Source organism: Virgibacillus sp. 7505 (assembly GCF_002272135.1).
Taxonomy (GTDB): domain Bacteria; phylum Bacillota; class Bacilli; order Bacillales; family Amphibacillaceae; genus Terribacillus.
In genome coordinates, this window is record NZ_NPBF01000381.1 from 1 (window position 1) to 224 (window position 224).

Annotated in this window: 2 tRNA genes; both read right to left on the minus strand. The window is 49.6% G+C overall.

Going from position 1 to position 224, the window contains the following annotated elements:
• Window positions 1-60 precede the first annotated feature (60 nt).
• A tRNA-His gene (locus CHH91_RS19435) sits at window positions 61-133 on the minus strand.
• Window positions 134-149: 16 nt separating this feature from the next.
• Window positions 150-223, minus strand: a tRNA-Trp gene (locus CHH91_RS19440).
• Window position 224: the final 1 nt, after the last annotated feature.

Below are 224 nucleotides of genomic sequence, written 5' to 3' on the forward strand. Positions count from 1 at the left end.
TTGAAGGATTCCTTAGGAATCCCAGCCTGTTTACTTGGCTATAGCCTAAGCTATATAGAGGGCGATCGATGGGAATCGAACCCACGAATGCCGGAGCCACAATCCGGTGCGTTAACCACTTCGCCACGACCGCCATGATGAGTATGTTATGGCAGGGGTAGCAGGATTTGAACCCACATTTACGGTTTTGGAGACCGTTGCTCTACCATTGAACTATACCCCTA